This is a genomic window from Halogeometricum rufum (assembly GCF_900112175.1).
Lineage (GTDB): Archaea > Halobacteriota > Halobacteria > Halobacteriales > Haloferacaceae > Halogeometricum > Halogeometricum rufum.
Genome location: NZ_FOYT01000001.1, coordinates 256,944 through 277,979, shown reverse-complemented (window position 1 = coordinate 277,979; position 21,036 = coordinate 256,944). Strand labels below are relative to the sequence as shown.

Below are 21,036 nucleotides of genomic sequence, written 5' to 3'. Positions count from 1 at the left end.
TCAAATTTCGCCGAAATCAGGGCCGAGACACGTCCGAGAGAGCGATTCCCGAATTCCGAGAATCGGCTGGCCAACTTACGCCCGCGGAAGTCCGAACGGAGGGTAACACGTCGACGCATCGGCGCGTCGGTGGGAGCGATAGATGACCGACACACGAACCCAGATTCGAACGTACGTCGACTCGCACCCGGGCGTCCACTTCAACGGCCTCGTCCGTTCGCTCGACCTCGCGCCCGGTCAGGTCCAACACCACGTCCGTCGCCTCGTCGACGCCGAACGCCTCGTCCGCGAGGAGTTCTACGGCCGGACGCACTACTACCCGCCCGGACTCACCGAGTGGGAGCGAGCGACCGTCGCCCTCTACCACCGCGACACCGCCCGCGCCATCCTCACGCGACTGCTCGACGACGGGGAGGCGCGCCCCGCCGCCCTCGCCGAGGAACTCGGCGTCGCTCGGAGCACGCTGGAGTGGCACGTCGGCCACTTAGAGGAGCAGGGCGTCCTGCAGAAGCAACGCGACATCCGGAACCGGGTGACGCTGGTGCTCGAACGACCGGCGGCGACGGCGGCGGTGCTCGCGCGTCTCGACGCCGACGCGGTGGGGTCGGCGGAACCGAAGGGAGAGCGTTCCCGAGGGACGGAGACGGCCGCGGACGCGGACTGAACGGCTTTTGTTGGCCGCCACGCGGCCGTCCGGACGTGTAGGCATCACTCGTCCGCCCCGGAAGCCTCTCCGACGCCGGGGAGACAACGTCGTTGAACCCAGACCGAGTTCAAACGATTCGGAACCTCAGGCGGGCGAATTATGGAGATACGCCTACCGGGTCCCGAAGCCTCTTTGACGCGACGAGTCGAGAGAGTGTGTGGAAGATACGAACCGTAGTTGGTACTTCGCGGAGCGACCAGCGGGTGAACCGGACGCGGACTGCTTCGAACTCAGAGAAGAGGCCGTCCCGGAGGCCGGCGCGGGAGAACTGCTCGTCCGCGTCGAGTATCTCTCCGTCGACCCGTACATGCGCGGCCGGATGCGAGACAGCGAATCGTACGCGGAACCGTGGGACGTCGGCGACGTACTGCGAGGTGGAATCGTCGGCGAAGTCGTCGAGAGCAACAGCGAGCGGTACGACGCGGGCGACTTCGTGACCGGTGAGGGGACGTGGGCCGACTACAGCGTCCTCGACGCGGACGACACCGCCCCCGTCGACCCCGACGTCGCGGACCTGCCAGCGTATCTCGGCGTCCTCGGGATGCCGGGCCGGACGGCGTACTTCGGACTGCTCGACGTCGGCGACCCGAAGCCCGGCGACACCGTCGTCGTCTCCGGGGCCGCGGGCGCAGTCGGGTCGGTCGTCGGGCAGATTGCGAAGCTGAACGGCTGCCGCGTCGTCGGGTTCGCTGGCACGGACGAGAAGACGCGCTGGCTCACGGAGGAACTCGGATTCGACGCCGCGGTCAACTACCAGGAGACCGACGACTACGGGGCCGCGCTGGACGACGTCGCACCGGACGGGGTCGACGTCTACTTCGACAACGTCGGCGGGCCGATTACGGACGCGGTGTTCACGAAACTGAACCTCGACGCTCGCGTGGCCGTCTGCGGGCAGATAGCGCACTACAACGACGAGAGCGTCCCGACGGGGCCTCGAAAGCTGCCGCTTCTCATCGCGCCGCGCGCGCGAGTTCAGGGGCTTCTCGTCGGCGACTACGCGACCCGATTCGGAGAGGCGAGCGAACAGCTCGCGAGTTGGGTCGCGAGCGGAGAGGTCGACCACCGCGAGTCGGTCGTCGAGGGGTTGGAGAACGCACCGGACGCGTTCCTCGGCCTGTTCTCCGGCGACAACATCGGGAAGCAGGTCGTCCGCGTGGCCGAGTGAGGGACTCCGCGGAGCGGCCGACCGGGGCCGTCTGCGCCGACCCCTCGACCCGCCGGGAGCGAAAGGTGTAGGTTCCACCGCCGAGAGAGTCGCGTATGCGCATCGCCGTGCCCAACAAGGGGCGTCTGCACGACCCGAGCGTCGAACTCCTCGAACGCGCCGGCCTCCACATCGAGAGCGGTGCCGACCGCAAACTGTACGCCGACACGGTCGACCCCGACGTGACGGTGCTGTTCGCCCGCGCGGCCGACATCCCCGAGTACGTCCGCGACGGCGCCGCCGCCGTCGGCATCACCGGTCTCGACCAGGTGCGCGAGTCGGGCCACGAACTCGAGGAACTGGTGGACCTGGAGTTCGGCTCCTGCCGCCTCGTCCTCGCCGCCCCCGAGGACGGCGACATCACGTCTGTCGAGGACGTGGCCGGCAAGACGGTGGCGACGGAGTTCCCCACCATCGCGCGGAACTACTTCGCGGAGAAGGGCGTCGAAGCCGACGTCGTCGAGGTGACGGGCGCGACGGAACTCACCCCGCACGTCGAGATGGCCGACGCCATCATCGACATCACCTCCACGGGGACGACGCTCCGCGTGAACCGCCTCGCCGTCGTCGACGAGGTGCTCGCCTCCTCGGTGCGTCTGTTCGCCCGACCCGACGTGGTCGACGACCCCAAGGTGAAGCAGTTGGTGACGGCGTTCCAGTCGGTCATCGCCGCCGAGGACAAGCGCTACGTGATGATGAACGCGCCCCGCGACAGTCTGGACGACGTGCGCGAGGTGCTGCCGGGACTGGGCGGCCCGACGGTGATGGACGTGGCGGGCGACGACATGGTCGCCGTCCACGCCGTCGTGGACGAACGCCTCGTGTTCGAGGTGGTGAACGACCTGAAACAGGTGGGCGCGTCGGGCATCCTCGTCACCGAAATCGAGCGACTCGTCGAGTAGCCGTCCCGCGAGTGACGGCCCGTCGAGTACCCGTTCGTCCGGTCGCGAACCGACTCAGTCGCGCCAGCGCAGGTCCGGTTCGAACAGGCCGGGCGCGAGTCGCGCTTCGCCGTACCGCCACCGGACGTAGGCGACGACGAGGGCGGTTCCGAGGACGGTTCCGAGGACGCCGAGCAGACCCGCCTCGGGGCCGAACGCGCCGCCGGTGAACAGGTCCGGCCCCGTCTCCGCGGTGTCGACGACGTTCGCGCCGATGCCGAGTCCGCTGACGGGGAAGCCGTACACGCCGCCCTGAAACAGGTTCCACGTGACGTGCAGACCGACAGGAATGGCGAGTTCGTCCGTCAACACGTAGCCGACGGCGAGGAAGATACCCGCCAGCGAGATGCCGGCCGTACTCACGAGCGTCGCGTTCGGGTTCAGAAGGTGCGCGGCGCCGAAGACGACGGAGGAGACGAGGACGGCGACGCCCGCGGCGACGGCGCGTGAGGTGTAGCCGGCCAACCCCTCGGCGACGTTCGTCAGGAGGTAGCCCCGCAGGAGTATCTCCTCGGCGAAGCCGACGGCGAGAAACTGGAGCGTCAGGAGCGCGAACCCGGCGAGGAAGCCCCGAGAGCCACCGGTGAACGTCCCGTCGACGCGAACCCAACCGACGGCGAGGGCGAGGAGGAAGATGACGGTCATGAGAGCGGCGCCGAGGAACAGGCCGAAGCCGAGGTCCAGCCACCAGTCCCGGTCGAAGCCGAGTCCGAGGTCCGACACGCGGCGACGGTCGACGACGACGCCGAGGACGACGGCCAGAACACCCGGCAGGAGGATGGAGACGAACGAGGCGGCGAGGCCGCTCGACAGCGTCAGCGCGGCGCTGAAGACGCTGAAGACGACGCCGACGGCCACGACGACGAGAACCAGCGCGACGACGGCGAGGGTCAGGCGAACGGGGGCGCGCGGGCGGCGTTCCGAGCCGTTCCAGACGAGTTCGCGGAGCTTCATGACAGTCGTTCGAGTCGACGGCGCAAAGAAAGTGGGCGACTGCGGCCACCGGTGCGGACTGCGGCGGGTCGTGTGCGCCCGGCGAGGCCGGACGGCGGCGCGACGAGGGCCGAGACGGCCGCCGCGAGGAACGCGCCGGCGGAACGCGCCGACCGAACGCGGCGGGCGTTTCCGGCTACCCGGGCGCCGAACTCAGGAGCAACAGGAGGCCGAACAGGACGGCGCCGAGGATGATGGAGACGACGACGTGGACGAACGTGACGTACGCCGAGAGGCGGTTCGACTGCCCGTAGAGGTACTTCACGGCGACGCCGTCGAGGCCGACGGCGAGGAAGATGGCGACGAAGGAGTTCAACTCGAACGCGGTGAAGACGACGGCGACGGCCGCCGGGATGGGACCGACGACGAAGGCGTACTTGACCGGCACGTCGCCGAGGACGTTTCTCGCGGCGACGTGCGCGGTGATGGAGAGGAACAACGCCAACGAGGCGAACGTTCCCGCGACGGCGAGGGGGCTCCCCGTCGCCGCCGACTGCAACGGCGTGGTGGCTAGCGACATGGTCGAACTGAGAGACGCCGACGACTTAGGCGCGTGCGTTTGCGGTCGAAAAGCGGAGACACGTTACCCGTCGTACAGGCCGAGGTCGCTCAATCGCGAGACGATTTCGTCCACGGCCTGCTCGGCGTCCGAGGGGTGTTTGCCGCCCGTGATGACGAGTTTGCCCGACCCGAACAGCAGCGCGACGACGTCCGGTTCGTCGAGGCGGTAGACCAACCCGGGGAACTGCTCGGGCTCGTACTCGATGTTCTCCAGCCCGAGGCCGATGGCGATGGCGTTGAGGTTCAGATTGCGGCCGAGGTCCGCCGAGGTGACGATGTTCTGGACCGTTATCTCGGGGTCGTCCTCGACGGGAATCTGGAGCGCGCGGAGTTTCTCGAAGACGAGTTCGAGGCTCTCGTGCACGTCGTCGGTCGATTTCGCGCCGGTGCAGACGATTTTTCCGGAGCGGAAGATGAGCGCCGCAGATTTCGGATCTTGCGTCCGGTAGACGAGTCCGGGAAACTGCTCGGGGTCGTAGTCCGCACCCTCGAGGTCCATCGCCACGCTTTGGAGGTCGAGTTCCTGACCGATACCGGTCGAGGCGACGACGTTCTCTATGTTGATAGTGTCCTTGGGGTCGGTCATGCGACGACTTAAACGACGTATTTAAGGTTGAAAAAGGTTAGTGCAGTCGCTGACGGGAGGAACGGTCGCGACCGAGCACTCGGAGGTTCTGGACGGTGACGAGGACGCCGATGGCGGCGACGACGCCCGGAATCAACGGACGGAGCGGCGACGGGTCGACGGAGCGGTAGCCGACGACGAAGAACGCGAACGCGAGGAGTTTCGCGGCGGCGAACGTCACCGCCGGCGGGAGGGGGAGCCCGTCGAACAGGCGGCGCAGGACCGGGTTTCGCTCGCGCGCGCCGGGGCGCGTCGTCGCCGCGACGGTGGTGGCGTAGTCGCCGAGGCCGTAGAAGGCGAACGCGACGACCCAGAGGACGGCGTCGAGGAGGGGAACCGCGGCGGGGAGCGAAACGAACGGGACGGGGTCGGCCATCGTCGGGGAGTGACCGGCCGGCGACTTATACTGTCGGTTCGGACGGCTCTGCCGGGTGAACCGGTCGAGCGTGACGGGGCCGAACGACCGCGAGGGAACCCACCGACCGGCCGCATCGACACGCTGATACGCGCGGATGGACTCGCTCCGAGCGTGTACTGCCTCGAACTGGCCGGCGAGGCGGACGACGAATCCCTCGCCGCCCTCGAAGCCGAACGCGCCGCCGCGACGGCCGTCGAACGCGTCGCGCCCGGTCTGGCGACGGCCCGCGGCGTCCGCCTCGGTCGCGTGCCGACGCTCGCGTACACCCACCGCGTCTCCGAACTCGTCGGGCGGACCGACGCCGACGTGGAGAGCGCCGTCGCCCTCCTCCGGGCCGCCTCGGTCGACCGGACGGGGAGCGTCGCGGTCCGCGGACGCGACGTCCGCTCCTCGTCGGGTGTGAGCGCGTCGGCCGCCGAACGCGCCCTCGGCGGCGTCCTCGTCGACCGCGGCTTCGAGGTCGACCTCGACGACCCCGACCACGTCCTGCGCGCCTGTTTCTCGGACGGCACCTGCCTCCTCGGCTGGGAGGCGGCCGCGAGCGTCCGCGACTTCGGCACTCGCGCGCCGACCGACCGGCCGTTCTTCCAACCGGGGAGCATGAACCCCCTCGACGCTCGGGCGTACGTCAACCTCGCCGCCGGCCCCGCCCTGCCGGACGCGACGGTGGTCGACCCGATGTGCGGCACCGGCGGCATCCTCATCGAGGCCGGTCTGGTCGGCGCCCGCGCCGTCGGCAACGACGCGCAGTGGAAGATGTCCCGCGGCGCCCGCGAGAATCTCGGGGCGTACCTCCCCGACGCCGAGTGGGACGTGGTCCGCGGCGACGCCACCGCCCTCCCCCTCCGCGACGACACCGCCGACGCGGTGGTGTTCGACGCGCCCTACGGCCGGCAGTCGAAGATAGCTCGACACGAACTCGCCGACCTGGTGGGCGGCGCACTCGCCGAGGCGGCCCGAGTCGCGCCCGCGGCCGTCCTCGTCGCCGACCGACCGTGGGCGGACGAGGCCGAAGACGCCGGGTGGGCGGTGGACGCGCGGTTCGAACGCCGCGTGCATCGCTCGCTGGACCGCCACGTCCACGTCCTCTCGCGCGCCTGAGCCGGCGCGGCGACGGTTTCGACGCCGGGGTCACACGACGGCGTCGCGGAGTCTGCGCGCGCGCCGTCCCCACGACTGCGTCCCCGGTCGAGTCGCGAGGACGCCGTCGACGCCCGCCGCACCGACCGCCGCGGCGGCGGGGCGCGACGTGACCGGCCACGCGTAGACGTCCATCCCGCGAGCGTTCGCCCGTTCGACCACGTCGGTGCCGAGACAGAGCGCCCAGTGGACGTTCACCCGGTCGCAGTCGAGCAACCCGGCCGTGTGGAGGTTCCTGTCGAGTCGCACGTCGAAGTTGTACGTCAGTTCGGCCGCGTCCGAGGCCGACCGGGCCTCCCACAGCGTGTCCGAGTAGAACGAGGTGAACACGGTCTGGTTGTCCACCGCGTCCGTCGCGTTGAGGGCGTCCGCCACGAGGCCGGGTTCCTTCAGGTCGAGTTCCACCGACACCGACGGAGGGACGGCCGCCAGCGCCTCGTCGAGCGTGGGGATGCCGCACTCCGACCCGGCGACGGACAGCGACGCCAGCGAGTCGGCCGAGTGCTGGTCGACGCGGCCGGACGCGTCGGTCACCCAGCGAAGCCGCTCGAAGTGGCTCGCGACCAGTTCCCCCGACCCGCACCGTCGCACGTCGATCTCGACGGCGTCGGCGTCTCGACTCGCTTCCTCTACCGCGAACACCGTGTTCTCCGGGTAGCACTCTCCGAACCCGCGATGGGCGATGACCTGCATCGGCCACGACCACGGGAGCGACCGGGAGAAAAGCTACGGCGGGCCCGTCGTCGGCACCGTCAGACGGCCCGCGTCCCGCCCTCGTACCGCCGGTAGACGTAGTACGAGAGCGACGGCACCGAGACGGCGAGGGCGGGGGCGAACAGCGCACCGACGAGGTGCGCGACGCCCGCGAGAGTCCACGCCCACGTGGGCGACCATCCGCCGTCGTCTCCGGTGCCGTCGTCGGTGCCGTCGCCGTCTCCGGTGCCGTCGCCGTCGTCTGTGCCGCCCTCGCCACCGTCGCCGACACGGCGGAGTGCCCGCACGTCGAGGACGAGGCAGACGAGGACGACGAGAGCGACGAAGACGCCGACCCACTGCGCGAGGACCGACAGGACGAACGAGGCGAGGGCGACGGCGACGTTCGGGTCACCGTCGGCCGCGGAGACGGTGATGAATCGGCGCGTGGCGAACCGCGTCAGGAGGGCGGTGACGGCGACGAGGGGGAACGCGAGGACGCCGTACCACCAGTTGGAGGGACTGGACACGAGGTGTGCTTGTCGGTCGGATGGGTTAAACGTCACTTCGTCTCCACCTCGCGCTGTAGAGCGGTGAGAGGCGACGACGACGCGGCCACCGGGCGAATCGAAACGTGACCTCTATGGCCCGTTTCCGACCAGTCACGTCTGTGCTGGCGTGTGCGCGCCTGTCCGGTTCCCGGAGTGTGACGCGGGGGTTCCGGCAGAGAGGTGCGACGGCACGTCAACCGTCGCCGTCGTCGACGACGCCCACACCCGGAAACGTCGGCGTCTCGATTCCCTGCGCTTCGAACGCCGCGAGGGTTCGCTCGGTCACGTCGGAGGCGAAGGCGAACTCGTCGCGCAGGTCCGCGACGTAGGCCTTACCGCGAATCGTCCGGTAGTAGGTCTCGTCCTCGACGAGGACGACGACCGGGTGGTCGTCGTCGACGTAGACGTACCGCGAGGTCACGAGGGCGTCTTCGACGATGCCCGTCGCGCGGTCGATGTCGGCACCGGGGGCGACTGCGACGTCCACGACGACCATCATCTCGGGGTTCCCGTCGTTCGCGTTCGCCACGTTCGATGTGAACAGACTCGCGTTCGTCACCCGAACCACGGTGTCGTCGGGCGTCGTCAGCGTCGTCGCCCAGAGTCCGATACCGGTCACCTCCCCGTAGTCGCCGTCGATTTCGACCTTGTCGCCGACCTGATACGGCCGTTCGGTGACGAGGAGCAACCCGCCGACGACGCCCGCGAACAGGTCCCGCAGTCCGAATCCGAGCGCCGCCCCGAGCAGGCCGGAGACGGCCAGCAGTTGGGCCGAGGACAGTCGGAGGAGCGGACCGAACACGAGGTACGTCGCCGCGCCGTAGACGAGGAACTTCGTTATCGGGATGAACAGCTTGATCGTGATACGGCGCCGCGGAGAGCGCTCGGCGAGTTCCGAGAGGACGGACGTCAGGAACCGCCCGAACAGATACGCGACCACCAGCACCACCGCAGCGTTGACGAGCACACTGGGCGAGACCTGAAACCCCTCGGCCCCGGTCTGGAGGAGCGTCACAGTATCCGCTCCCGTTCGGTCGCGGCGACGACGGAGGGAACTGCCGCCGGGGCGAGGTTGACCCGGTCGGCTTCGACGGTGACGAGTTCGTCACGGACGAGTCGCCCCAGCACGCGGTCGAGCCCGTCACCGACGATTTCGGCCAGTTCGGCTCGGGAGACGGACTCCTTCGCGAGGACGATTCGGAGGCAGAACGCCTCGTCTCGGTCGAGCGTCAGGTCTGCTCCGGCCGCGACGACGTCGCTCGGCCGGAGTTCGTCGCCGCGTTGGCGCTCCCAGATACCGGCCGCGACGCCGACGTTCCCGTTCGAGACTGCCGCGAGGCGTTCGAACACCACGTCTTTCGGGTCGAGGTCTCCGTCTCTGCCGGGGGTGCCAACGCCGGGGATGTTCACGACGGGGTACGGTATCGACCCGGAGATTCCGCGCCACTCGACCGGACGACGGCGAATCGAGACCACACTCCCTCGTTCGGCGTCGTCCGCGAGGAATCGAGCCGTGTCCTCGTATCGGCGGAGGATGGCGTCCGCCAGTTCGCTCGCGCCGAGCGGACGGAGTTCGACGGTGACGGGGAACTCCCGTCCGACCCCCTGCGTCGAGTCGAGGTACGTCCACGCGTAGCGGTTCCAGCCGGTCACAACCGGGGCGTCGCGTCCCACCAGCCAGTTCAAGAATCGGTCGAGCAGGTCGAAGCCGCCGACGGCCCGCCGGTAGAGGTGCTGGCAACCGTCGACGACGACCGGGCCGTCGCCCAGCGCCGTCAGTCGGTCGGCGGCGTCGTCGTCCGGTCGGAGGCGAATCCGAACGGCGTCCAGTCGCTCGGCCGCGGCGTCGAGAACCGTCTCTCGACCCGCAAAGGGGTCGCCGACGACGGCGACGGGACCGGTGCGGTCGGACAGGGCGCCGTCGAACGTTTCGTCGTCGCCACCGAGAAGCGCGGCGACGTCGACGCCCCCGTCGGAATCGGAGCCGTCGGCGGCGCTCTCGGTCACCCGACCCTCAGCCATCGCGCCGTCCCCCGCGCATACGACTCGACGTTCGACGGCGGGCGTAATAGCAACTGGGGAGCAGGCGCATCTGGAGCGCGGACGACGTCGTCCACGGGGCGTGCGCGTCCGGCCGGCGGCGTCACGCCTCGCGCCGCGCGACGACGGACTCGCCCGCCCGGAGCGTGTCACCCTCCTCGACGAGGAGGTCGTCGCGGTCGTAGCAAGGCGGCAAGAGCACGTCCGCGCGACTGCCGAAGTCGATGTGGCCGACGCGTTCGCCGCGGCGGAGTTCGTCCCCCTCCCGCAGATAGGGGTGGATGCGGCGGGCGAACGCGCCCGCGATGAGCGACAGTTCCGCCGGGCCCTCGGGCGTCGAGAGGTCCACGTCCACGCGTTCGTTCCGCTCGGACTCCTTCGAGAACGCCGGCCGGTGCGCCCCGGGGCGGTGGGTGACGCGTTCGACCGTCGCGTCGAACGGCGCGCGGTTGACGTGCACGTCGGTGACGTTCATGAACACGCCGACGCGGACCTGTTCGCCCTCCTCGCGGACGACGGAGACGCGGCCGTCGGCGGGCGAGAGGACGCCCCGCGCCGACGGACGGCGGTCCGGGTCGCGGAAGAACCACAGGACGAACCCGCCGACGAGGAGGCAGACGAGGGCGAAGGGCGGTGCGACGACGGCCGAGACGGCCGCCGCGAGGAACGCCGGGAGCGCGAACCGCCGGACGCCGGGCGCGTAGCGCATCAGGCCAGTCGCTCCCCGTCCAGTTCGTGCTGTCCGGTCGCCCACGCCGACAGGAGGTGCGTCAGGTGGAGTCGGTCGTCGAGGCCGGACGCGAGGTCCAGGTCGACCGACCCGGCGAGGCGGTGGAGGCGAACGACGTCCGCCTCGCCGAACTCCTCGGGGTATCTGTCCGCGATGCCGAGGAGGTCCCGCAGCAGTTCCTGCCCCTCGAACCCCTCGTCGTCGAGGAGAGTGGTGAGCGTCTTCCGGGCGTCGCGTATCTCGCCCGCGCGCGCCGTCTCCAGAACCTCCTTCAGCGTCTCGTCGTGACCGACCTCAGAGAGGGCCGCCTGCGCCGACGCCATCGTTATCTCGCCGTCGCCCTCGACGGCGGCGCTTTGGGCGGCGAGGATGGCCTCCCTGAGGTCGCCGTTCGCCTTCGAGGCGACGATGTTCAGCGCCATCTCCTCGGACGCGACGTCCTCGCTCTCGGCGATGTCGGCCAGAATCGCCTCCGTCTCCTCCGTGGAGGGGGCCCGGACGGGGACGGGGAAGCACCGGGAGCGAATCGGCGGGATGAGCTTCGTCGGCTGGCGCGTCGTGATGACGAACTGGGTCGTGCGGTGGTGCTTCTCCATCACGCGGCGGAGAGCCTGCTGAAAGTCCTCGCGGATGTGCTCGGCGTTGTCCAAGAGGATGGTCTTGTAGTCGCCGGAGACGGGGGCGTAGCCCGCAGACTCCTTCAACACGCGGCTGATCATGTCGCGCTTTGCCATCCGGCTCCGGCCCGTCAGGAACTGCTCGAAGCGGGGGTCGGTGCGAATCTGCTTCTTCGTCCGCGAGAAGAAGTCGGCGACGTTTATCTCGACGAGGTCGTTGTCGGGGTCCTCGTGCGACTCGCGGGCGAGTGCGCGGACGGCGGCCGTCTTGCCGACGCCCGGCGGCCCCTGCAGTACGAGGTTCATCGGTTCGTCCACGGTCCGGCCCAGTCGGTCGCGGACCTCCGACTGTGGAAGGTCCGAGAGCGAGGGCGCGTGCGTCTCCGTCCACAGGGGCGCGTCCATCGGACTCGGGTAGCATCCCGAGCGTAAGAAACCCTACGTCTCCGTCTCGGGTGACTCCCGTTCGCGCCGCCGTCGGCCGGTCCGTTCGCGGGCGTCCTCGGGCGTCTCCGTCTCCAGCAGCACTTCGAGTTTGTGCTCGAACTGTTCGTCCGAGAGTTCGCCGCGGGCGTAGCGGTCCCGGAGTCGGTCGAGGGCGTCGGCCACGGAGTCGTCGTCCGCGGCCGCCTCGTCGGCGCGGCGGCGCACCTCCGACTCCGGCGGGACCTCCGCCGCCGACGAGTCGCGCAGGCGGTCTTCGAGGACGGCGACGAGGGGGACGACCACGGCGAAGCCGATGGCGAAGATGGCCCAGAACGGCCCGATGGGGAGGAGGCCGAACAGCGAGCCCAGTCCGAGGCCGAGGACGAGGAGCGAGGCGATTCCGGCCCAGTCGCCGCTCCCGTCGTCCCACCAGTCACTGTCCCACGGCGCGTCCCGCCCGCGGGCGTCTCCGTCGCTGCGTCGACGTCCGTCGCTCATACGTACGACTCACTCCCGAACCGCAAAAGAGTGCGTGCTATCGGCGGACTACCCCCGACCGATTCGACACGGGTTTACCGCCGCCGCCATTCAGTCGAAGCATGTCGATGCGCGTGACGTTCCTCGGGACCGGCGGGGCGGTGCCGACGACCGAACGAGGCCCGAGTGCACTGCTCGTGAACCGCGACGGCGAGCGACTGCTGTTCGACTGCGGCGAGGGGACGCAGCGACAGATGATGCGCTTCGGGACCGGATTCGGCGTCTCGCACCTGTTCGTCACGCACCTCCACGGCGACCACGTCCTCGGCATCCCCGGCCTGATTCAGACGTGGGACTTCAACGACCGCGAGGAACCGATAGCCATCCACGCGCCGCCGGGGTCGAAGCGACACCTCCAGAGCCTCGTGAACGCCGGCGGCTACCGGCCGGGGTACCCCGTCAACGTCCACGAGGTCAAGCCGGGGACCGTCGCCCTCGACGGCGACGACTACGAGGTCCGGACGTTCGAGACCGAACACCGGAACGTCCGGTCGATGGGGTACGCGCTGGTCGAGGACGACAGACCGGGGCGGTTCGACCGGGAGCGAGCGGAGGAACTCGGCGTCCCCGTCGGCCCCGACTTCGGCCGCCTGCACGAGGGCGAGGCGGTCGAACTGGACGACGGCACCGTCGTCCGCCCCGAACAGGTCGTCGGCGACCCCCGACCCGGCCGGCGACTCGTCTACACCGGCGACACCCGTCCCGTCGACGCGACGGTCGGGGTGACGGACGAACCGGACCTCCTGATTCACGACGCGACGTTCGACGAGAGCAGGGCCGACCGGGCGCGACAGACCGGCCACTCGACGGGTGCGGAGGCGGCCGAAATCGCCACCCGCGCCGGCGCGCGACGCCTCGCGCTCACCCACATCTCCTCGCGGTACGCCGGCGACGCCTCGCCCATCGAACGCGAGGCGCGGGCGGCGTTCGACGGCGAGGCGTTCGTCCCGCAGGACGGCCAGAAACTCGACCTGCCGTACCCCGACGCCGACGAGTAGGCGTCGGCGACGCGCGACCGACGGCGGCGACTCCCCATCACCATCGTACGGTAGCACGTGACATTCCTTCCGTAGCCTTTTCTCCGACGGCGACGCAGTCGGCCCCATGCCGCGGAATCCGTTCCACCTCGTGGACGTGTTCGCCGAACGGCGCTACGCCGGGAACCAACTCGCCGTCGTCGAGGACGCCGCGTCGCTCACGGACGAGGAGATGCAGGCGATAGCGCAGGAGATGAACTACTCGGAGACGACGTTCGTCGAGGGCGACTCCGAGGACGGCGCGTGGCCCGTCCGCATCTTCACGCCGGAGGCGGAGATTCCGTTCGCCGGACACCCGACGCTGGGGACGGCCGCCGTCCTCAGAGAGCGGTTCGACGCCGGCGACGACGTGGTCTTGGACCTCCCGGTCGGCGAGATACCCGTGGAGGTCCGCGGCGCGGGCGACGACGAGGCGTACTGGATGACGCAGAACGCCCCCGAGTTCGGCGACGAACTCGACCACGGCCGCCTCGCGCGCGTCCTCGGACTGGACGACGCCGACGTGGACCGCGAGTGGCCCGTGCAGGTCGTCTCGACGGGGTTGCCCGCCGTGCTGGTGCCGTTGACCGACCGCGACGCCCTCGAACGGGTGTCAGTCGACCGCGCGGCGTACGACAGTCTGCTGGACCGGACGGGCGTCGAGAACGTCTTCCCGTTCTGCGCGGACCCCCGGTCCGAGGACCACCACCTCGCCGCGCGGATGTTCTCGCCCGGGCACAGCGTCCCCGAGGACCCGGCCACGGGGAGCGCCAACGGCTGTCTGGCGGGCTACCTCGCTCGGTACCGCTACTTCGGCGACGACGAGGTGGCCGTCTCGGTCGAACAGGGGTACGAGATGGGCCGGCCGTCGGTGCTCCACCTCGAAGCAGAGGACGGCGACGAGGTTGCCGTCCGCGTCGGCGGCGAGGTGGCGTTCGTCGCGGAGGGGGCGCTGCTGTGAGACGCCGCCGGATTCGGGAGCCTCAGGGTAAGCAGTCGTCGCAGTAGCGGTTCGTCCCGTCGTCGAGGAGGACGAGGGGGACGCCGAGGACGACGAACTCGCGGACGAACCGGCGCGTCGTCGTCGCGGGCGCGCCGCAGTCGATGCAGGCGGCGCGGCCGGGAGCGACGCCGCCGTCGCGGCCATCGTCCGCGCCGTCCTCGCGCGAGTCGAGCAGTCGCGTCCGGGCACCCACCGTCGTCCGCGCGTAGGCGGGGTCCCGCGTCAGCAGGTACGCCATCCCGCCGAGGACGGCGAGACTCACGAGTGGGAGGACGAACCGACCCGCGGGCGTGCGGGCGAGTGCGCCGAGGGCGACGAACACGGCGACTGCGACGAGCAGTTCGGTCCGGAGGCGCACGGTCAGGCGTCCGCGGTGCCGTTCGTCGACGAGTTCCCGCCGACGCCCGACGACGCCGCCCCGGACGTGTCGACGGTGACGTTCGAGACGTTGCCGGCGTTCGACCCCGGCTCTATCGAGCGGACGAACTGCGGGTAGCCGTCGCCGCCGACGGGGATGTACACCGTGTCCGTCCGGTCGAGTTTCTCGATGTACTTCTGCGTCAGGATGCGCTGGTCCAGCGAGTTCGAGAGGATGCGGTTGGCGTCGGCCTCACCCTGCGCGGCGATGCGCTTCCGGTCGGCCTCCAGTTTCTCGACGGCGAGTTCGTCCTGCTTCTGCTGGCGACGCTGTTCGGTTATCTCCTTCTGCTCGACGGCCTGCGCGTACTGCGCGGGGAGTTCGACGTTGCGAATCTGGACGGCTTCGAGGATGAGGCCCGCTTCGGCGAACTCGGTGGACAACTGCTCTTCGGCGGCCTGCTTCAGTCGGGTCTGTCCCTCGCCCGTGTATATCTCCGTGACGGGCAGCCGACCCGCCTCGGTGCGGAGCACCGACCGGATGGAGGGGCGAATCAGGCGCTCTTCGGCCGTCGGGAGCGTCCGGTAGTCGGTGTAGAACTTGACGGCGTTGCCGGCGTCGATGCGGTACCGGACGGTCACGTCGATGTCGGTGCGGAGGCCGTCCTCGGTGAGGACCGTGATGGCGTCGTCGCGTTGGCCTTCGGCCCCTTCGCCCGACTGCGAGGACATCGTGTACGACTGCGGGCGGACGGAGAGGGAGGCGGTGGACTGCGAGACGGGGTTGACGAAGTGCGCGCCGGGCTGGAACACTTCACCCGTCGTCGCGCCCCACTTCTTCACGACTTTGACGTTCCCCTCTTCGACGGGTTCCCACGCGAGGAGACCCGCGACCGGAGCGGCGATGAGGAGGAGGGCGATACCGGCGGTGAGTGCCATCCGCGCGAGCGACTTCGGCGACGCGGAGGGCGGGGAGATGTCTGCGCTCACGGGCGGAGTTAGGCGGGGGAGGATTTGTTAGTTTCGTAGCACGAGGGGACGGTGAATCGAACCTGTCGGTCGATTCGCCCCCGGCGTGGGATTCATATCCATACGCCACCAAACGCTCGTGTGAACGACCGGACGAGCGCGCTCGACTCCCTCGTCTTCGGCGTGGACATCCAGAGCGGAGACGTGCGCGGCGACTCACCCTCCTACGCCGTCGTCGCGTTCGACGGCGAGAACATCGACCGCGACGTGGTCTCGCACCGGAAGTTGCGACGACTCGTCGAGCGAGAGCGTCCGGCCATCCTCGCCACGGACAACATGTACGAGTTGGCGGCGGACAAGGACGAACTCGTCCACTTCCTCCGCGCCCTCCCGACCGAGACGAAACTGGTGCAGGTGACCGGCGCCGAGCGACCGGAACCCCTGTCGCGGGTGGCCTCGCGCCACGGCGTCCCCTACGGCAAGAAGCCGATGAAGGAGGCCGAGGCGGCGGCGCGACTCGCGGCGGTCAACGTCGGCTACGAGGTGTCAGCGTTCACCGACACGACGACGGTGAAGGTGTCGCGGGGACGTTCGACCGGGAAGGGCGGGTGGAGTCAGGACCGCTACACCCGCCGCATCCACGGCTCCGTCAAGCGTCGGAGCCGGGAGATAGCGGACCGACTGAAGCAGGCCGGCCTGGAGTACGAGGTGGACCCGACAGAGAAGTACGGCGGCTACTCGAACGCGGTGTTCACCGTCGAGGGGCGGCCCGACGACATCCCCGTCTCCACCGGCCGCGCCGGGGACACGCGCGTCGAAATCGAGCGGGAACGCCGCGACGGCATCGAGTTCGAACCGCTCGTGAAGCGCCGCGACCACGTCATCGTCGGCATCGACCCCGGCACGACCACCGCGACGGCCGTCGTCGACCTCGACGGCAACAAACTCGACGTCCACTCGACGCGCACCGCCGACACCGCCGACGTCATCGAGTGGCTCATCGAACGCGGGCGCCCGGTCATCGTCGCCGCCGACGTGGAGCCGATGCCCGAGACAGTCGAGAAGTTCCGCCGGAGCTTCGACGCCGCGGCGTGGGTGCCCGAGTCGGACCTCCCGGTGGACGAGAAGCTCCACCGGACGCGCGACGCGGGCTACGAGAACGACCACGAACGGGACGCGCTGGCCGCCGCCCTGTTCGCCTTCGACGACCACGAGGACCAGTTCCAGCGCATCTCGCGGAAGGTGCCGCCGAACATCGAACGCGGCGAGGTCATCGCCCGCGTCGTCGCCGGCGACGAGTCCGTCGAGGCGGTCCTCCGCGAGATGACCGGCGACGACGGCGGCGACGACAACGAGGAGTCGACGCACGAGGAGCGGGAACTGACCGACGAGGAGAAGAAGATTCGCCGGCTGGAACGCCGCGTCGAGCGCCTCGAATCGCACACCGAGAGCCTCGAAGCGACCATCGAGGAGAAAGACGAGACCATCGAGGAGTACAAGGAGGAACTGTCTGAGGCCAAGCGGGAGGAACGGCGCGAGGCCAGAGAGCGACGGGAGGTGCAGCGTCTCGAACGCGACAACGGTCGGCTCGAACGCGAACTGGCGTCCGTCCGCGAGGAGAACGAGGAACTCGCGGAGAAGATAGAGCGCCTGAAGCGCCTCTGGAAGCTGGACCACTCGAACTTCGCCGACGTGAACACCAACAAGAACCTCGTCCCCGTGAAGGTGGTCGAGCAGTTCACGAAGGACGCCATCGAACGCGCCGACGAGGCGTACGGACTCGCCGCGGGCGACGTGGTGTACCTCCGCGACGCCTCCGGTGCCGGGCGGTCGACGGCCGAGCGACTCGCGGAGACGGACCCCCGGGCGGTCATCCGCTCCGGTGGCCTCTCCGACGCCGCCGACGCGGTGCTGTTCGACCACGAGATTCCGGTCGGCCCGGCCGACGGCGTGACGATGCAGGAGATAGACGAACTCGCCGTCGCCCGCGAGTCCGACGTGGCCGAACTCATCGACGACTGGGAGCGCCGCGCGGCGGACCGCCGGAAGGAACAGCAGTCGCAGATGGTCGACCGCATCATCTCCGAACACCGCGCCGAGACGCGGAGCGAGAGTCGCTGACGCGACGGCGGCGCGCCCACTCGTCTCTCCCGAACGTTCAAGCCGACCGACAGCAACCCTGCGCTATGCCCTTCTCTCCACCCGGCGGCGTCGCGTTCGCCGCCGTCGTCGCAGTCGCCTTCGGCGGCGCCGTCGGCCTCGTCGCCGGCCTGTTCACCCTCCCGTTCGCCGCCGCCGGCCGCGTTCGCGACGCGCTCTCGGTCGGGCCGACGCCGGAGTGGCTCCCCAACCTCTTACTCTCGGCCGCCGTCGGCGGGATGTCGTTCGCGGCGGTTCAGTTCGGTCTCCGGTGGGCGGACGCGATACGGCTCGTCTCGGCCGGGCAGCGAGACGCGCTCGTGTTCGTCAGCGGCGGCGCACTCGCCCTGTTCGCGGCCGTCTCCCTCCTCGCCCGGGGCTACCAGTCGGTCTCAGAGCGTGAGTCGCAGCGGGGGGTCGGACTCGGCGGCGCGGTGCTCCTCCTCTCGACGGGGGTGACGTACGGCCTCGCGACGACGGTGCTGTCGCTGGTGGCGTAGTCTCAGCCGGCCGGTTCGGCCCGGTCGAACGCCATCCCGACGAGGAAGTAGAGCGCCGCGCCGAGAATCGGGAGGACGAACGCGAGCGCGGTCCACGCGAGTTTCGAGTTGCTGCCGCGGTCCCGGGCGTGGACGTACACTCGCGCCGGGACGAGGACGTGGAAGACGAGGAAGTAGACGGCGAACCCGAGCAGGTAGCCCAGTCCGCCCCACCCGGCGACGGTCACCCACATGACCGCGAGTGGGACGAACGCGACGAGGACGAGTCCCGCGAGGATAACGAGCGGTGAACGCGTTGCCATCGGTCGTCGCTAGCGGTGGAACGGGCATGAGCGTTTCTTTACCCGCCCGGAGTTCGGCGGAGGGGTCGCCGCTGGCGGACCGTCTCCCGGGGACGCGGACGCGAGCGTCGAAGAGTCGTTCCAGAAGTCATATCCTCCCCCCCGGACACGAACACGTATGGACGCGTACGACCTGATCACCCGGAACGCCGCCGAGGTGGTCACGGAGGACGAGGTACGTTCGTTAGCCGACGACCCCGACGGAAAGCGGGCCTACGTCGGCTACGAACCGTCGGGCGTCCTCCACATCGGCCACATGCTGACGGCCAACAAACTCATCGAGTTACAGGAGGCCGGCTTCGAGGTAGTCGTCCTCCTCGCGGACGTCCACGCCTACCTCAACGGGAAGGGGACGTTCGAGGAGATTCGCGAGACGGCGACGCGGATGCAGGAGCAGTTCGTCGCCTACGGGTTGGCGGAGGACCAGACGGAGTTCGTCCTCGGCTCGGAGTTCCAGTTGGACGAAGCGTACGCGCTGGACCTGCACGCCCTCGAACTGGAGACGTCGCTGTCGCGGGCCGAACGCGCGATGGCCGAGATAAAGAGCGGCGACACCGTCACCGTCGCGCAGGCCGTCTACCCGCTGATGCAGGCGCTGGACATCGTCTACCTCGACGTGGACCTCGCCATCGGCGGGATGGAACAGCGGAAGGTCCACATGCTCGCCCGCGACACCCTGCCGAGCATCGACGCGGACGCGCCGACGTGCCTGCACACCCCCCTCATCGCCGACCTCTCGACGGGCGTCGGCAAGATGTCCTCCTCGGCGGGCGTCTCCATCTCGATGGAGGACAGCGAAGAGGAACTGCGCGAGAAGGTGAACAAGGCGTACTGCCCGCCGTCGCGAACCCCCGACCCCACCGACGACGGCGAGGAACGGGAGAACCCCGTGCTGCAGATATTCGAGTACCACGTCTTCCCCCGGTTCGGCGACGTCGTGGTCGAACGCCCCGAACAGTACGGCGGCGACCTGACGTACGACGACTACGAGTCGCTGGCCGCGGACCTCGACTCGGGCGAACTCCACCCCGCCGACGCCAAGGGAGCGCTCGCGGACTACCTGAACGAACTCGTCGCCCCCGGCCGCGAGCAGATTCGACAGCAGCGGTCCTGAGCGGTATCGAACGGTCTCACCGGCTGAGAACCTGCGGTGCTGTTTTTCCGGACGGCGGTCGGACTGACGGATATGAGATTCCTCGTCGCGACGGACGGGTCGGCGGAGGCCGACGCGGCCGTCAGATACGCCGCGAAGCACGCGATAGCGCTCGACGCCACGCTGGAAATCGTCCACGTCCTGACGCCCGAGACGGAGTTGGTCGGCGGCGAAATCGTCCTCCCCGGCGGCGACAAGGCGGTGAAAATGGGGGAGGAGGCGCTCCGGGAGGCGCAAGAACTGACGGCCGACGTCGCCGAAGCGACGGGCGGGGGTCCGCCCGTCGAGACGCGTCTGCTGACCGGGGCGCCTGCCGACGCCGTCGTCGAGTACGCCGACGAGGCGGACGCCGACGCGATATACGTCGGCCACCGAGGGCTGTCCGAGGAACGGGAACTCGTCGTCGGGAGCGTCGCGAAGAGCGTCGTCGACAAGGCGAGCGTCCCGGTGACGGTCATCAGGTGAGCGGAGAGGGGGCGGCGGGTCGCCCCCCGACGCCCGCGGGAGAAGATTCTCGGTCCGCCGGAACGCCGGGTGAGTCGTGACCGACGCGAGCGACGACGGCGGACGGACCGGCGAGATACGGGTCGAACGCGGCCGCGAGGTGACCGACCGCCTCCGGGTGGACACCTACCGGAGCGCGGGCGTCTCGGGCGCGCCCGTGGTCGTCTTCGTCTACGGCGGCGGGTGGGAGTCCGGCGCGCGCGGGCAGTTCGCCCGGTGGGCGCTGGACGCCGCGGGAGGCGCCTCCGCGAACTCCCGAGAAACGGCCGACGACGACGTCAGCGAGGAGTTCGTCGCCGTCGAAGTCGAGTACCGACCGAGCGACGAGGCGACGTTCCCCGCGCAGATACGCGACGTTCGACGGTGTCTGTCGTGGGTCCGAGCGAACGCGGAGACGTTCGGCGGCGACGGGGACCGGGTGGCCGTCGTCGGCCACTCCGCGGGTGCGCACCTCTCGCTGTTGGCCGCGCTGGCACCGGACGGCGCGTTCGGCGGGGGAGGGCCCGCGCCCGCCGTCGACGCCGCCGTCGGAGTCAGCGGCGCGTACGACCTGCGGGCGGACGAGACGGCGGAGGTCCGAGCGCTCCTCGGCGGCGGGCCCGACGACCACCCCGACCGGTACGCCGCCGCCTCCCCCCTCACGCACGTCTCCGGGGACGCGCCGCCGACGTTCCTCCTGCACGGCGAGGCGGACGGCGTCGTCTCCGTCGAATCCTCGGAGACGCTGGCGGCGTCGCTGGCGGAGGCGGGCGCGAGGGTGAAACTCCGGACCGACCCCGGAGCGGACCACGTCTACCTGCACTCGTCGTACTGGTACCCGGACCTTCGAGACGCGGTGTTCGCGTGGCTACGAGACGTGCTGTGAGGGG

25 protein-coding genes are annotated in these 21,036 nt (G+C 69.8%); 11 read left to right on the top strand and 14 right to left on the bottom strand.

The annotated features are described in order from the left end of the window. Window positions 1-142: 142 nt before the first annotated feature. The 3 genes from BM310_RS01435 (at window position 143) to hisG (ending at window position 2,815) form a co-directional block, all read left to right on the top strand. Complete coding sequence (locus BM310_RS01435; protein WP_089803965.1) at window positions 143-664, top strand: winged helix-turn-helix transcriptional regulator; 522 nt, start codon at window positions 143-145, stop codon at window positions 662-664. Window positions 665-863: 199 nt separating this feature from the next. Further along, window positions 864-1,874, top strand: a complete 1,011-nt coding sequence (locus BM310_RS01430; protein WP_089803964.1) for an NADP-dependent oxidoreductase — start codon at window positions 864-866, stop codon at window positions 1,872-1,874. Between the two features lie 95 nt (window positions 1,875-1,969). Further along, complete coding sequence (gene hisG / locus BM310_RS01425; RefSeq protein WP_089803963.1) at window positions 1,970-2,815, top strand: ATP phosphoribosyltransferase; 846 nt, start codon at window positions 1,970-1,972, stop codon at window positions 2,813-2,815. Between the two features lie 54 nt (window positions 2,816-2,869). Here the strand turns inward: hisG and BM310_RS01420 are convergent, their stop codons facing one another. From BM310_RS01420 to BM310_RS01405, 4 genes are all read right to left on the bottom strand, one after another. Then, a complete protein-coding gene (locus BM310_RS01420; protein WP_089803962.1) occupies window positions 2,870-3,808 on the bottom strand; it encodes a CPBP family intramembrane glutamic endopeptidase in 939 nt (312 codons plus the stop codon). 175 nt (window positions 3,809-3,983) lie between these two features. Then, window positions 3,984-4,367: a DUF7473 family protein gene (locus tag BM310_RS01415; RefSeq protein ID WP_089803961.1), complete on the bottom strand. Its 384-nt coding sequence runs from the start codon at window positions 4,365-4,367 to the stop codon at window positions 3,984-3,986. Between the two features lie 63 nt (window positions 4,368-4,430). Beyond that, entirely contained in the window at window positions 4,431-4,994 is a 564-nt protein-coding gene (locus BM310_RS01410; protein ID WP_089803960.1) for a TATA-box-binding protein, read from the bottom strand. Window positions 4,995-5,031: 37 nt separating this feature from the next. After that, the gene (locus tag BM310_RS01405; protein WP_089803959.1) at window positions 5,032-5,409 is read right to left on the bottom strand and encodes a hypothetical protein; all 378 of its coding nucleotides are present in this window, start codon (window positions 5,407-5,409) and stop codon (window positions 5,032-5,034) included. A 153-nt stretch (window positions 5,410-5,562) separates the two neighbouring features. On the opposite strand from BM310_RS01405, the gene BM310_RS01400 reads away from it, so the two are divergent. After that, window positions 5,563-6,552: a methyltransferase domain-containing protein gene (locus BM310_RS01400; RefSeq protein ID WP_089803958.1), complete on the top strand. Its 990-nt coding sequence runs from the start codon at window positions 5,563-5,565 to the stop codon at window positions 6,550-6,552. 30 nt (window positions 6,553-6,582) lie between these two features. Here BM310_RS01400 and BM310_RS01395 read toward each other — a convergent pair whose 3' ends face one another. The 7 genes from BM310_RS01395 to BM310_RS01365 form a co-directional block, all read right to left on the bottom strand. Next, a complete protein-coding gene (locus tag BM310_RS01395; protein WP_089803957.1) occupies window positions 6,583-7,284 on the bottom strand; it encodes a glycerophosphodiester phosphodiesterase in 702 nt (233 codons plus the stop codon). Between the two features lie 59 nt (window positions 7,285-7,343). Next, complete coding sequence (locus tag BM310_RS01390; RefSeq protein WP_089803956.1) at window positions 7,344-7,814, bottom strand: hypothetical protein; 471 nt, start codon at window positions 7,812-7,814, stop codon at window positions 7,344-7,346. A 214-nt stretch (window positions 7,815-8,028) separates the two neighbouring features. Then, window positions 8,029-8,850, bottom strand: coding sequence for a mechanosensitive ion channel family protein (locus tag BM310_RS01385; protein ID WP_245778412.1), 822 nt, complete (start codon window positions 8,848-8,850; stop codon window positions 8,029-8,031). Continuing rightward, complete coding sequence (locus tag BM310_RS01380; RefSeq protein ID WP_089803955.1) at window positions 8,847-9,857, bottom strand: hypothetical protein; 1,011 nt, start codon at window positions 9,855-9,857, stop codon at window positions 8,847-8,849. Before BM310_RS01380 ends, BM310_RS01385 begins: the two co-directional genes overlap by 4 nt. A 121-nt stretch (window positions 9,858-9,978) precedes the next feature. Continuing rightward, window positions 9,979-10,584: a protein sorting system archaetidylserine decarboxylase gene (locus BM310_RS01375; protein ID WP_089803954.1), complete on the bottom strand. Its 606-nt coding sequence runs from the start codon at window positions 10,582-10,584 to the stop codon at window positions 9,979-9,981. Then, the gene (locus BM310_RS01370; RefSeq protein WP_089803953.1) at window positions 10,584-11,627 is read right to left on the bottom strand and encodes an AAA family ATPase; all 1,044 of its coding nucleotides are present in this window, start codon (window positions 11,625-11,627) and stop codon (window positions 10,584-10,586) included. The genes BM310_RS01375 and BM310_RS01370 overlap by 1 nt, the downstream gene beginning before the upstream one ends. Window positions 11,628-11,660: 33 nt before the next feature. Next, window positions 11,661-12,146 carry an SHOCT domain-containing protein gene (locus BM310_RS01365; protein ID WP_089803952.1) on the bottom strand — a complete coding sequence of 162 codons (486 nt, stop codon included), beginning with the start codon at window positions 12,144-12,146 and terminating at the stop codon, window positions 11,661-11,663. Window positions 12,147-12,253: 107 nt separating this feature from the next. On the opposite strand from BM310_RS01365, the gene rnz reads away from it, so the two are divergent. Together rnz and BM310_RS01355 are read left to right on the top strand one after the other, a co-directional pair. Further along, entirely contained in the window at window positions 12,254-13,183 is a 930-nt protein-coding gene (gene rnz, locus BM310_RS01360) for a ribonuclease Z (protein ID WP_177232575.1), read from the top strand. A 106-nt stretch (window positions 13,184-13,289) separates the two neighbouring features. Beyond that, window positions 13,290-14,162: a PhzF family phenazine biosynthesis protein gene (locus BM310_RS01355; RefSeq protein WP_089803950.1), complete on the top strand. Its 873-nt coding sequence runs from the start codon at window positions 13,290-13,292 to the stop codon at window positions 14,160-14,162. Window positions 14,163-14,184: 22 nt separating this feature from the next. Here the strand turns inward: BM310_RS01355 and BM310_RS01350 are convergent, their stop codons facing one another. Both BM310_RS01350 and BM310_RS01345 read right to left on the bottom strand, forming a co-directional pair. Then, window positions 14,185-14,562 (bottom strand): hypothetical protein, encoded by a 378-nt coding sequence (locus tag BM310_RS01350; RefSeq protein ID WP_089803949.1) that lies wholly within the window; start codon window positions 14,560-14,562, stop codon window positions 14,185-14,187. Between the two features lie 2 nt (window positions 14,563-14,564). Then, window positions 14,565-15,551, bottom strand: a complete 987-nt coding sequence (locus BM310_RS01345) for a prohibitin family protein (RefSeq protein WP_089803948.1) — start codon at window positions 15,549-15,551, stop codon at window positions 14,565-14,567. Window positions 15,552-15,671: 120 nt separating this feature from the next. Between BM310_RS01345 and BM310_RS01340 the strand changes: the two genes are divergently transcribed. Beyond that, entirely contained in the window at window positions 15,672-17,651 is a 1,980-nt protein-coding gene (locus BM310_RS01340) for a DUF460 domain-containing protein (protein ID WP_089803947.1), read from the top strand. A 65-nt stretch (window positions 17,652-17,716) separates the two neighbouring features. Continuing rightward, window positions 17,717-18,169, top strand: coding sequence for a hypothetical protein (locus tag BM310_RS01335; RefSeq protein WP_089803946.1), 453 nt, complete (start codon window positions 17,717-17,719; stop codon window positions 18,167-18,169). A gap of 2 nt (window positions 18,170-18,171) precedes the next feature. On the opposite strand, the gene BM310_RS01330 is transcribed toward BM310_RS01335, so the two are convergent. Further along, a complete protein-coding gene (locus tag BM310_RS01330) occupies window positions 18,172-18,471 on the bottom strand; it encodes a PLDc N-terminal domain-containing protein (RefSeq protein WP_089803945.1) in 300 nt (99 codons plus the stop codon). 157 nt (window positions 18,472-18,628) lie between these two features. Here BM310_RS01330 and BM310_RS01325 point away from each other — a divergent pair, with 157 nt between their 5' ends. The 3 genes from BM310_RS01325 (at window position 18,629) to BM310_RS01315 (ending at window position 21,032) form a co-directional block, all read left to right on the top strand. Further along, entirely contained in the window at window positions 18,629-19,624 is a 996-nt protein-coding gene (locus tag BM310_RS01325) for a tyrosine--tRNA ligase (protein ID WP_089803944.1), read from the top strand. 72 nt (window positions 19,625-19,696) lie between these two features. After that, window positions 19,697-20,128, top strand: coding sequence for a universal stress protein (locus tag BM310_RS01320; protein WP_089803943.1), 432 nt, complete (start codon window positions 19,697-19,699; stop codon window positions 20,126-20,128). A 76-nt stretch (window positions 20,129-20,204) separates the two neighbouring features. Further along, on the top strand, window positions 20,205-21,032 hold the full coding sequence (locus BM310_RS01315) for an alpha/beta hydrolase (protein WP_089803942.1): 828 nt from the start codon (window positions 20,205-20,207) through the stop codon (window positions 21,030-21,032). Window positions 21,033-21,036 lie beyond the last annotated feature (4 nt).

Bases quoted from the DNA above. Each gene is read 5' to 3' on its own strand.
- BM310_RS01435 (WP_089803965.1), top strand. From the start codon at position 143: ATGACCGACACACGAACCCAGATTCGAACGTACGTCGACTCGCACCCG.
- hisG (WP_089803963.1), top strand. From the start codon at position 1,970: ATGCGCATCGCCGTGCCCAACAAGGGGCGTCTGCACGACCCGAGCGTC.
- BM310_RS01420 (WP_089803962.1), bottom strand. From the start codon at position 3,808: ATGAAGCTCCGCGAACTCGTCTGGAACGGCTCGGAACGCCGCCCGCGC.
- BM310_RS01415 (WP_089803961.1), bottom strand. From the start codon at position 4,367: ATGTCGCTAGCCACCACGCCGTTGCAGTCGGCGGCGACGGGGAGCCCC.
- BM310_RS01410 (WP_089803960.1), bottom strand. From the start codon at position 4,994: ATGACCGACCCCAAGGACACTATCAACATAGAGAACGTCGTCGCCTCG.
- BM310_RS01405 (WP_089803959.1), bottom strand. From the start codon at position 5,409: ATGGCCGACCCCGTCCCGTTCGTTTCGCTCCCCGCCGCGGTTCCCCTC.
- BM310_RS01395 (WP_089803957.1), bottom strand. From the start codon at position 7,284: ATGCAGGTCATCGCCCATCGCGGGTTCGGAGAGTGCTACCCGGAGAAC.
- BM310_RS01380 (WP_089803955.1), bottom strand. From the start codon at position 9,857: ATGGCTGAGGGTCGGGTGACCGAGAGCGCCGCCGACGGCTCCGATTCC.
- BM310_RS01375 (WP_089803954.1), bottom strand. From the start codon at position 10,584: ATGCGCTACGCGCCCGGCGTCCGGCGGTTCGCGCTCCCGGCGTTCCTC.
- BM310_RS01370 (WP_089803953.1), bottom strand. From the start codon at position 11,627: ATGGACGCGCCCCTGTGGACGGAGACGCACGCGCCCTCGCTCTCGGAC.
- BM310_RS01365 (WP_089803952.1), bottom strand. From the start codon at position 12,146: ATGAGCGACGGACGTCGACGCAGCGACGGAGACGCCCGCGGGCGGGAC.
- rnz (WP_177232575.1), top strand. From the start codon at position 12,254: ATGCGCGTGACGTTCCTCGGGACCGGCGGGGCGGTGCCGACGACCGAA.
- BM310_RS01355 (WP_089803950.1), top strand. From the start codon at position 13,290: ATGCCGCGGAATCCGTTCCACCTCGTGGACGTGTTCGCCGAACGGCGC.
- BM310_RS01335 (WP_089803946.1), top strand. From the start codon at position 17,717: ATGCCCTTCTCTCCACCCGGCGGCGTCGCGTTCGCCGCCGTCGTCGCA.
- BM310_RS01330 (WP_089803945.1), bottom strand. From the start codon at position 18,471: ATGGCAACGCGTTCACCGCTCGTTATCCTCGCGGGACTCGTCCTCGTC.
- BM310_RS01325 (WP_089803944.1), top strand. From the start codon at position 18,629: ATGGACGCGTACGACCTGATCACCCGGAACGCCGCCGAGGTGGTCACG.
- BM310_RS01320 (WP_089803943.1), top strand. From the start codon at position 19,697: ATGAGATTCCTCGTCGCGACGGACGGGTCGGCGGAGGCCGACGCGGCC.